General features: G+C 33.4%; 11 protein-coding genes. 5 read left to right on the top strand and 6 right to left on the bottom strand.

All coding sequences use genetic code 11. The annotated features are described in order from the left end of the window. Positions 1-54: 54 nt before the first annotated feature. From M0P98_08325 to M0P98_08315, 3 genes are all read left to right on the top strand, one after another. On the top strand, positions 55-1,551 hold the full coding sequence (locus M0P98_08325; GenBank protein MCK9266854.1) for an AAA family ATPase: 1,497 nt from the start codon (positions 55-57) through the stop codon (positions 1,549-1,551). Positions 1,552-1,921: 370 nt separating this feature from the next. Further along, complete coding sequence (locus M0P98_08320) at positions 1,922-2,089, top strand: hypothetical protein (GenBank protein MCK9266853.1); 168 nt, start codon at positions 1,922-1,924, stop codon at positions 2,087-2,089. A 50-nt stretch (positions 2,090-2,139) separates the two neighbouring features. After that, the gene (locus M0P98_08315) at positions 2,140-2,526 is read left to right on the top strand and encodes a CoA-binding protein (protein ID MCK9266852.1); all 387 of its coding nucleotides are present in this window, start codon (positions 2,140-2,142) and stop codon (positions 2,524-2,526) included. A gap of 22 nt (positions 2,527-2,548) precedes the next feature. Here the strand turns inward: M0P98_08315 and M0P98_08310 are convergent, their stop codons facing one another. The 3 genes from M0P98_08310 to M0P98_08300 all read right to left on the bottom strand — a co-directional run bounded on the left by M0P98_08310 (position 2,549) and on the right by M0P98_08300 (position 4,841). Beyond that, positions 2,549-3,244, bottom strand: a complete 696-nt coding sequence (locus M0P98_08310; protein ID MCK9266851.1) for a YIP1 family protein — start codon at positions 3,242-3,244, stop codon at positions 2,549-2,551. Positions 3,245-3,398: 154 nt separating this feature from the next. Next, positions 3,399-4,124, bottom strand: a complete 726-nt coding sequence (gene thyX / locus M0P98_08305) for an FAD-dependent thymidylate synthase (GenBank protein MCK9266850.1) — start codon at positions 4,122-4,124, stop codon at positions 3,399-3,401. Positions 4,125-4,199: 75 nt separating this feature from the next. Then, entirely contained in the window at positions 4,200-4,841 is a 642-nt protein-coding gene (locus tag M0P98_08300; protein MCK9266849.1) for a hypothetical protein, read from the bottom strand. A 124-nt stretch (positions 4,842-4,965) separates the two neighbouring features. On the opposite strand from M0P98_08300, the gene M0P98_08295 reads away from it, so the two are divergent. Beyond that, positions 4,966-5,532, top strand: coding sequence for a DUF445 family protein (locus tag M0P98_08295; protein ID MCK9266848.1), 567 nt, complete (start codon positions 4,966-4,968; stop codon positions 5,530-5,532). 259 nt (positions 5,533-5,791) lie between these two features. Further along, on the top strand, positions 5,792-7,405 hold the full coding sequence (locus M0P98_08290; protein MCK9266847.1) for a MerR family DNA-binding transcriptional regulator: 1,614 nt from the start codon (positions 5,792-5,794) through the stop codon (positions 7,403-7,405). Between the two features lie 15 nt (positions 7,406-7,420). Here the strand turns inward: M0P98_08290 and M0P98_08285 are convergent, their stop codons facing one another. The 3 genes from M0P98_08285 to M0P98_08275 all read right to left on the bottom strand — a co-directional run bounded on the left by M0P98_08285 (position 7,421) and on the right by M0P98_08275 (position 9,871). Continuing rightward, on the bottom strand, positions 7,421-8,101 hold the full coding sequence (locus M0P98_08285; GenBank protein MCK9266846.1) for an MvaI/BcnI family restriction endonuclease: 681 nt from the start codon (positions 8,099-8,101) through the stop codon (positions 7,421-7,423). 152 nt (positions 8,102-8,253) lie between these two features. Further along, a complete protein-coding gene (locus tag M0P98_08280; GenBank protein MCK9266845.1) occupies positions 8,254-8,745 on the bottom strand; it encodes a GNAT family N-acetyltransferase in 492 nt (163 codons plus the stop codon). A gap of 262 nt (positions 8,746-9,007) precedes the next feature. Then, entirely contained in the window at positions 9,008-9,871 is an 864-nt protein-coding gene (locus M0P98_08275; protein ID MCK9266844.1) for a hypothetical protein, read from the bottom strand. Positions 9,872-10,156: the final 285 nt, after the last annotated feature.

The following is a 10,156-nucleotide window of genomic DNA, read 5'->3' as shown; positions in this document are numbered from 1 at the left end:
GATATAAAGGTAAGGATTACAAATTTAACACATTATAATAAAAAGGAGTATGAAATGGACAGAGCATATTTAGAAATATTAAGTTCGTGCGAAGAGGTAGCAAAGAAGGTAGCGAGGGGACCTTATTCTACAAATATTTCAACTTCATCTTCATTTGGCGAGAATTTAGAAAAAATCGATTACACAGTTGAAAGGTTAAAAGAAGATGGCTCCACTCAGTATCCTCTCATAAACATTATTAGAGATTTATCTCTTGATAAGTATGAGAGAATGTTACTCTACTATTTTTACGGGATAAAGAGCGCAGGTATGACCGGTGGAGTAGAAGATATTCTTACGTATCTTGGTAATAACGACAGTGTGAAGACATTTGAGATAAAAATAAAATATTTAAATCATACATCCAAATTGTGTAAAAAAGAAGTTCTTATTTCAGACTATCCTTCTTTGTCATGGAATTATAATCGCTTAGCATTGAGTAAGATATATTTTGATAGAATAAATTGTTGTAAAGAGGAGGAACCCAAAATAGTTGCTACTCCCGAGGTTACCTTTAACGTTCCTCCTGTAAAGGATATATATGATCACTTGTCTAAAAAAGTTATTGGTCAGGAGTATGTAAAAAGAGTATTAAGCACATTGGCATATAGACATTATTCTGGACGCACCTCAATACGGAAGTGTAATGTAATGCTTGCGGGTCCTACGGGAAGCGGAAAAACGTATCTGGTAAAATCTCTCGCAGAATATATTAATGTTCCAGTATATTGTTGTAGTGCAAATGACTTCACTTGTTCTGGATATGTGGGTGGGAATGTTACTAACATAATCTTTTCTTTGTTGGATATGGTAAATCAAGACAAGAAAAAAGCAGAAAAGGCAATTGTTTTTATAGATGAGATAGACAAGATATCAGCAAAAACACCTATGGGTCATTTGTCTGACAGAGATGTTGCTGGTCGTTCTGTTCAGGAAGAATTGTTGAAGCTTGTAGAATCAACTGGCGAAAAAAGGTTCTATACTGATTCGTATCCCAGAACAAGTTGCACATTAAATATTGAAAACATTCTTTGGATAACAGCAGGTGCGTTTAGTGATATCAACAACATAAGTCAGGTTAGCACAACATCTACTATTGGATTTTGTCCAGAAACAACTGTTCACAAGAAAAGTCAAAGGATTACTACAGACGATTTACAAAAATATGGAATGATACCTGAATTTTTAGGTAGGTTTCCTAATGTAGTAACACTTTATTCTCTTACGGCTAATGATATGGTCAACATAATGAAATACAGTCAAGACACTCCTTTAAAAGGGTATATTGAATATTTTGCAAACTATGGTATAAATCTTTCTTTTAGTAATGATGTATTGGAAGATATAGCAAGTAATGCTTTAAGAAGAAAATTGGGTGCAAGAGGGTTGAGTAGCGTGTTGGAAGAATTGCTTAATCCCTATATGTATGAAGTGGAAATAGGCAATCTTCCTCCTGGAAATCTTTCTATAAACAAGGAGATATTGGAAAGATGTTTTGCAAGTATGTCATAAACATTTACTCTCTTAAAAGACAAATAATTTACTCAACTGTTATGACTTATAACGCCAGATAAAGGATTTGACAGGAGAAAAAGAAGGTGCTTAAATATTACTGTCAGCGAAAAACTACGACTTTCTGTTGTAGCAAAGGGGACCAACTTAATATTGAAAATTGAATAATTGGTTGAGACAAAAAAATATTACAGCATTGGAAAAGAATAAGAAATAATTAAGTTAAAACAAAACTCATTGACAACGTAATTTTTCCAGCAAAAAAGAAACACAAGGTAGTAGGAAAGGTAGAAAAATAAGTGAGTTAATTTGCAAGAAAGATGGTTATCACGGATATAAAATCTTTCCATTATCAGGGAGGTAAAATAAAATGAGGAAAAGATTTAAAAATAAGCTTCGCAGCTGTGCTATGTGTAAGCCTCATAAAACAAAAGGGTCTTGCAGATGGAAGTATAAAGAATTGGCATCTCTTAATGAGTTTGAAAAAGAGAAAAGAGATAAAGAAGGCACAATATTACCGCAAGAAAATATTAGATAGGAAAACAGAGTATTTAAATTTTTTAAAAAACAAGAAAGGGTTTTAATAAAATGAACAATTTAGTTAGTGATTTTCTTAGCCAAAAAAAGTTTGCTGTGGTCGGTTCGTTCCGAAATAAAGAAAAGATTGCATATAAAATTTTACAAGACCTCACCGCCAAAGGGTACGAAGTTTATCCAGTTAACCCAAACATAAAAACGGTTGATGGAAAAGTTTGCTACAGCAGCATAAGCGATATACCTTTTGATATAGATGTTGCGGATATAGTTACCCCTCCTGCTGTAACAGAGAAAATTGTTAAGGAATGCCTAAAAAAAGGAATTAAAAGAGTTTGGTTACAACCGGGGGCAGAGAGCGAAAAAGCAGTAAAGTTTTGTCACGACAACGACATTAAAGTACTACATAGTATTTGCGTTATGGTAGAATCAACAAAGTAAAACACTATTAATTTTGTCTTATTTAAATCTCCTCCGATTCTCCCTGATATTTTTCATACATCCGTTGTTGTTCCTTAAGCTGTCTTTCGTATTCCTCCATCTGCTTCTGATAATTCTCTTCCATCTGCCTAATCATATCCTGTGATTGTTTTTTTTGACGCCTAACCATGATTTCACTTTTTGCTAACCCAGTAATTCTTAAAACAGCAAGAATTATAAAAACAGTCAAGAAAGATTTTTTTGCCTTTTCCTCCTCAATTTTATGGACATAAACGCTTGCAAAAATTACGTAAAAATATAAAACAAACAGGTAAGCAACAATTCCTACCCATCTACCCAAAAAAGGGATAAAACTAAACAATACGCATGCAGGAAGAAGTGGGGCAAAAGAAGCGTTACATCTCATAGAAGTATCAAAATTCTCATTTGAACCAAGGGCACCCCATATAATATGTAAAATAACGGTAGAAACAAAAAAAGATATTAATGTAAGTGGGATAAAAAGAATAAATATACCAATACTTATTGCAAACAGTGGGGTGTGAAAAAATGTTGAAGATAAAATAAAAAACAGATATACAATAAAAACCATTATAATAAAATAGACAAGAGATTCTAAATAACCACCTTCTTGTTCAAGGTTTTTGTATAACTCAACAGGGTCGGTAAAAAACGTTTTAGTATCATCTACCATTTTAGCCCACCGTATTTTAGCCATTTTTCCTCCCTTGTTATACTTTACCTATTAAAAACCTACTTCTTAATATAGTATACCAGATTTAAAGAATTAAGATAAATATCAACAAGATTGCCACAGTATTAAGATTGCAACCAATTCCGTTAAAGGTCTAAAATACCCCAGTTTTATGTTATTAATTTTTCTTCTGTAAAGGATATTTCCCACAAGTAAACTTTTCCCCTTCCGGGCAATAACCCAAAGATACACACTTTGCTCCAGAACTATTAAATACCTCTGGTAGTTTTTGCTTACATATAGACAACATCTCCTCTGCAAGATTTCTTATTTCCCATTGTGCCCGACTGCAGCAACGTTGTTGAAAAAAATGTATCAATTCTCGACAATTCATTGTTAATACTATTTTGGTTTCAACACCTTGTGGTAAAACAAAACGTGCATCTTGTTTAGCAGATTCGCCTTTTATGTTTTTTGCTTCAAACATTTTCAAAAGACTATTGTACCCTTCTTGAATTTTCTCCATTATTAAAACATATTCCTGTTTCATATCAACATCTTGTGCTATTGAAGGAGGAACCACATAGTCAAAATCAGACGCTCCCACATACCTTTGACTCTGCTGGGAATAGGATGCAATTCTATGCCTTACCAGTTGATGAGTTAATGCCCTTGATACTCCCTCTATCCCAAAAGTAAATTTAACGTGCTCCAACGGACTTTCATGCCCAGAGGATACAATCTGTTTTACAAAAGTTCCCATCTTTTCAAAATTATCAAGCCCTTCTTTGAGTATCTGCCCCGAAAATTTCGGTGAATAACACTGACGACAAGCAGAATAAATTAAAGAAAGAGCGTTCTCTGATGAGTCCAATAATTCTATATGCAATTGTGTTTGTGCCATATCTAACTCCATAATTAAACTTCTATTTTAACAGATATCTATTGACAATTAATTTTTTTTGAAAGTTGTTTCTTATCAAAACTCAAAATGTAATCCAACTGTTATAGTATTGTTGACGTCGTCTCCCACTCCCTTGGAAAACCCAGCATCAACACTTAATCCCTCTTTTATATGGTATCTCATACCAACAAGCAAATTTTGCACACCAGTTTCATCGCCCAAAAGTTCAGTGCCAATAGCAAATTTTTCATCAATAGCCCATATCAGAGCAACAGCATAAGTCACTAAATTTTCATCATCTTCGTTTACCAAATACCCTAAATTTGCATCTACTTCTACCTGCCCAAACACTTTTGTACAAATAAGGTTGATATCGTAAATAGACTCTCCAAATTCATAAGCAAAAGAGGCAGAACAAATATCAGGCACAATAGCAAATTTTAGAGATAATTCCGCAGGCGTAAAAGAGTTTTTTGACTCAGTTTCAATCGTATACCCAAAACTTATACCTATATCCATACGTTCTGTAAGCCCATATACATAATCAAATTCTAAAATACCTTCTTCATCTCCCCAAGTATAACCCATCTCAACTTCACTCATCTTATATTCAACAGTTCCTGCATCATCTGTTGCAAAAGGTCTTGCCGCCTCACTATTGTATGTCCACAACATAATTACACTTAGCATCAATATACATAAAAAATATTTTTTCATTTTTCCTGGTCTCCTTCTTCATAGTTTCAACTGATAAATCTTAATAATAATACTTACAAAAAACCCCACTTGTCAATTAAAAAGATAAACAATGATTAGATTTATATAAACTATTTAAGGTATAATGATTGTTATGATAGATAACAAGACGATATTAACTAAATTATTTATACCAATTATAGGTGCTTTTATAGGTTGGATTACAAACGTAATTGCTATTTGGCTACTTTTCCGCCCATATAAACGTAGATTTGGTATTCAAGGGTTACTACCTAAATACCAGAATGATATAGCTGAACGGTTAGGAAAACTATTAAAACAACATCTGCTCGACGATGAAACACTTATTAACTCCATAGACCTTGATGAAAAAATCACAGAGTTCCTTGATAGAAAAATAGAAACCCTTAACCCTTTTGTAAAAATGGTCTTAAAAGACCTGATAGGCGTAAACACAATATCAAATTTCATAAAAAACAACCTTCAACTTGAAGAAGAACTCCGTAAATTACCTGAAATGATACAGGTTGACACCATAGTTTCAGATAAAATCAAACAATTTGATTTAAGACAGTTAGAAACATTGGTTTATGGTGCTACAAGCAGAGAAATTAGGTTTATCAAACTGACAGGTGCTGTGCTGGGATTTTTAATTGGGTTAATACAAATACTTTTAATCAAGATTTTGTAATAGGGTTGTTTTATATAATCTAATAAGGCTTAAAAACAAACACTAATATCGTCCATTTTAACAGTTAGCAAACAACCTACCATCTATTTCAAAAAAATATATATAAGCAAAATCATTTTTTAAAGATTTTTTCACATACACCAAAATAGAACATATTTAAGTAGTTGCATTCTATCTTAATTCACATAACACATTTGGATGTATTGACTAATGATGTCTAATGTTGTACAATAGTTATAGAGAATAAGGATACACAATAATGTCAAATATCAATCAAATTACTATGAAAATGTTAAACACCAAACAAGTAGCTGAACTATTAGGAGTTAGCACAAAAACTATTTACAGAATGGAAGAAAAGGGATTAATACATTCTGTCAGAACTCCAGGAGGGCATAGGCGGTTTACTAAAGAATCTATTCAAAATTATCTACATAAAAGCAGAGAATTTGTTGCACCACAGAATCCTAGTAAATATCGGAAAAATTTACAATTAAAAGATACTGATGGAAATTATAATTTATTCGGAGAAACAACTGTTCAGCAAAAAACAGTAACTCATAATCAATTTGATAAATTAGAGCAAATTGTTTCACTAAACGCTTCTTATAACCATCAACAACATTATGATAAAGACGTTACTCATAAACAATGGGTAGAGGAATGGGATTTTAAAACTCATCAAACCAAGACCTATACTCACGGTTTTCATAATTACCCGGCAATATTTATTCCCCAGGTCGCCCGTAAACTTATTTTAGCCTTTTCTCAAAAAGGAGATTTGGTTTGTGATATATTTTGCGGTTCAGGCACTACTTTAGTAGAAAGCAGTATTTTAAATCGAAATTCTATAGGTGTAGAACTTAACCCTTTAGCAGTATTAATAACCAAAGCTAAAACCACACCAATTGATCCTAAAGTATTACTTAGTAAGCTAAAAATTATTATCAGAGATTATCAAAAAACAACAGATATAAAATTACCAAAATTTTATAATATAGATTTTTGGTTTAGTAAAAAAGTTATAGAAGAATTAGCAAAATTACGACACACAATTCAATCTATCCCAGAAGAAAATATCCGCAATTTCTTCTTACTGCCTTTCAGCGAAGTTGTAAGAATCGCTTCTTTTACAAGGCATAATGAATTTAAGCTATTCCGTTCTCCTGACAAGCTATCGGATAAATTTAAACCAGAAATATTAAATGAATTTACCAAACTTTGCGAGAAGAACATTTTGGGAATGAAAGAATATGCTCGGGATGCTTTCCCTCAAACAAATTCACGTATTATTATGGGTGATGCAACGAAAGACAACGGTATTCCTAACAATTCTGTAGACTTTATCATCACTTCCCCGCCTTATGGAGATAGCCGCACTACAGTGGCTTACGGTCAATTTTCCAGACTATCGTCACAGTGGCTGGATTTACTTCCCCCGAATATTAAAGATATTGATAAGGAACTTATGGGCGGTAAAAACAATGTTAACCTTGATAACTCTATACTTAAACGCTCTACTACCTTAAAATATAGCGTAAAAAGCATTGCTGATGAAGACGAAAAAAGAGCAAAGGATGTTTTAAGTTTCTATATAGATTTAGACAAGGCGTTGAAACAGGCCTACAAAATACTGAAACCGCAAAAATACTTCTGTCTAATTGTCGGAAATCGCACAGTAAAAGAGGTACTTTTGAAAACCGATACGATTATTTGTGAGTTAGGGGAAAAGATTGGTTTTACTTCACAGGGGATTTTATATCGTAATATCCCGAACAAAAGAATGCCATCAAGAAACAGCCCCACCAATAAAGCTGGTAAAACTGCCCCTACTATGTTAAGAGAAAGTATTCTTCTGTTGAAAAAGTTATAATCTAAAAAATTAACCCTATAAATCTCTTATTTCCATAAAAAGTTGTGGCAATTTGTTTTTATAAGTTCTAAAGTCTGTTCCATGATTTCTTGCCATTGTACCTTTGTCGTGCAAACGCAAATCTACCAGAATATTTTCTGCTTTGAATTGGTTTGCCAATAATTCAGGAGAGGTACCCTTCAGTAACTGAGCACGATAGAAATGAAACCATTCTCTACCGTCCCGTTCTTCAGTAAAAGCAGATACAAAAACCAACGCAGGTATTTTTCTTATAAATGTTTCTGTCAATTTTTCCAGTGTCCATACAGCTATTACCTCTCCAGAAATATGCCTTACAGATATATCCTTGTTTGTTACATATAAAAACAATCCAGCGCTATTCGGTTTTAAGGACATCGTATAGTAAAGACCTACACGCCCATTCTTATCTAAACTACCATATTCTTTTACCACTTTTAATGGTGGTATTTGCCAAACTTTCCGATTGAAAGTGAACAAGGTTATCATATTGCTACTACTGCTTCTGTGTGCCTTAATCTCAGCTTCTACAAGGTCGGGTAAAGCAATATTGTTTTCCTGTAAACCAAGATATGTTTCCAATGTATGACCTATTCCTGTTGGTCCCTTTCGAGTAGAAGGTATAAACCCTTTCTTTTTTAAAGCTATAAATTTTTCTGTAAATTTCTTCAAATCCATAAATACCATCCCCCCAAAAGTAAAAATGGTTAATCCAAAGGTTATTCATATAAGTTATAACATATCAAAATGGAAAAATGAATGTTTTTTATGTGAACTTGATAGTGAAAATTTATAATACTTTATTTTTACTTTTACAATATCTCCTATAATCACATTTTAACACTTATTATAAAAGCGAGCAAAGACAGCTCCAGTAGGTAAAATGTTATACCATGTTTTGTGAAAGCAGGATGGTCGGGCGGTTTTTGCTGAGGGTTGTCGGTAAAACCAAGTTTTTTAAAGAACTCCACAGAAGTATTGCGAGCTATTGTATATATTCGGGTATACCTTTTTTCTGAAGCAAAAGTTATGAGAGAATCAACAAGTTTGCTACCTACTCCTTTTTCTTGAAATTTAGGTAAAACAGCAATATGCCTTATCTCCATCTCTATTGGTGTTATAGAAAAAGCCACTAATCCGCCTATTAGTTTATCATCTTGCTTCGCAATGAATTTTTTGGACTCCCCTGTCAATTTAAATTTTGAAATCATATCCTGAGGCAATGACAAGGGCTTCCAAAGAACCTGCCAGAGCAAATTGTTCAACTCTTCTGATTCTTTCTTTGACTTTACTTGTAAGATTTTCCATTCTTTATTTTTCATAGGTTTTCTTAGTATTCATTTTACATTAAGGTACACCTACTTACAAGAGAACCAATTTAAACATAATAAATTTAGACGAAAGGAACCGTAGCGCCACATTTCGCCTTTACTTGCCCTAAAAGTGGACACATTTTGGGCACACCGTTTCTGCAATGGGTACAGAAGCAAGGAACTGATATGTTCAAATTTTTCAACTGGAGAAACTGTTCAAGAGACTGACTGGCTGAACAAGTACAAACAATTTTTGCCTTAAGAAATATTTCTACTCCTTGATAAAAGAAAGGTCTTTTATAAGGTTTTGATGTTTTCGGTAAACTTCCTGCCACTCTTCAGCAGGCAATAAACGGTAATAACCCGAAACAAACAATACACCTCTTACAGGTTTTGTACAGTTGAGGAAGAAAGGTTTTGTCAGATGGTTTTCCTTTTTTTCAATAACCACTAAACAATTTGCATCATATTCCGTAGTAAGACCGGGAACATATTGATAACATATCTCGAAGTTTTGCGCTATATCGGTTTCGGTTACCCGGGGTTGGTGGCTGGGACAGATAAAAGTTTCCAGGGAACTGGTATATTTAGGATAGAGTTCTGACAGATTGTCAGGGAATCTTCCCCCGTTCTCCTGAGCAAACCCTCGTAATGCCAGTCCCATAGCTTGCAAATTTCCCAAACAGGTTACTCTGTTTCCACATTCCTCTACTATAAAAATCAACTTGATACTCATCCCGATAAAAACGGAAATTACAACTACTGTAACAGTCGTTATTATCTTTTTCTTTACAGTAAACTTCCTTTTTATTTTTTCCGAAAGAGGTTTACGTGATAAAATTTTATTTTTAATGAAAAAGATGCCGGTTCCAATAAGGAATCCGCAGATGAAGGCGTATATATACATCATTACAAAACTGTTAATTTCCGGAAGCACTTTTTCCAATAGTTGGAGTGGATATATAAACAATAGGGACAATATACTACCTACCCATAAACGTAGAGACACTCCTCTGTGAAAAGAAATCCACCCTTCAAAGAATTCTAAACTCCATAAAAGGAATGCTGTACTGTACAGGAATCCAAAGCCGATACCCCACATAAGCCATCGAAATATTCCTTTTTTTTTAATCATTGCATCCTCCTGTCTGACAATAATTTTTAATCTGTAACTCTGCGAAAAATAAGTAATATATCATACCATAAATTTCTATAATGCTATAAAAACAGTAACTTCACTTGACAGAGCTCTTTTTTTAGGTATTACTTAATAAGTAATATGCAAAGGAGGCAAAATATGGGTACAAAATATCCTGAATGGGTAAATAAGTGTAAGAGAAAAGGGACTGCCGTACATAAGATAGGGAACAATTTTTATCTGTATGCGGTGGGGAGTAAATGGGATAAAAAATTGGGCAGG

The organism is bacterium (genome assembly GCA_023230585.1).
Lineage (GTDB): Bacteria > Ratteibacteria > UBA8468 > B48-G9 > JAFGKM01 > JALNXB01.
Note: the sequence above shows the minus strand (reverse complement) of the source record. Positions and strands in the feature narration are given on the sequence as shown.

Coding starts and splice junctions, on each gene's coding strand:
- M0P98_08325 (MCK9266854.1), top strand. CDS start 55: ATGGACAGAGCATATTTAGAAATATTAAGTTCGTGCGAAGAGGTAGCA.
- M0P98_08320 (MCK9266853.1), top strand. CDS start 1,922: ATGAGGAAAAGATTTAAAAATAAGCTTCGCAGCTGTGCTATGTGTAAG.
- M0P98_08315 (MCK9266852.1), top strand. CDS start 2,140: ATGAACAATTTAGTTAGTGATTTTCTTAGCCAAAAAAAGTTTGCTGTG.
- M0P98_08310 (MCK9266851.1), bottom strand. CDS start 3,244: ATGGCTAAAATACGGTGGGCTAAAATGGTAGATGATACTAAAACGTTT.
- thyX (MCK9266850.1), bottom strand. CDS start 4,124: ATGGCACAAACACAATTGCATATAGAATTATTGGACTCATCAGAGAAC.
- M0P98_08300 (MCK9266849.1), bottom strand. CDS start 4,841: ATGAAAAAATATTTTTTATGTATATTGATGCTAAGTGTAATTATGTTG.
- M0P98_08295 (MCK9266848.1), top strand. CDS start 4,966: ATGATTGTTATGATAGATAACAAGACGATATTAACTAAATTATTTATA.
- M0P98_08290 (MCK9266847.1), top strand. CDS start 5,792: ATGTCAAATATCAATCAAATTACTATGAAAATGTTAAACACCAAACAA.
- M0P98_08285 (MCK9266846.1), bottom strand. CDS start 8,101: ATGGATTTGAAGAAATTTACAGAAAAATTTATAGCTTTAAAAAAGAAA.
- M0P98_08280 (MCK9266845.1), bottom strand. CDS start 8,745: ATGAAAAATAAAGAATGGAAAATCTTACAAGTAAAGTCAAAGAAAGAA.
- M0P98_08275 (MCK9266844.1), bottom strand. CDS start 9,871: ATGATTAAAAAAAAAGGAATATTTCGATGGCTTATGTGGGGTATCGGC.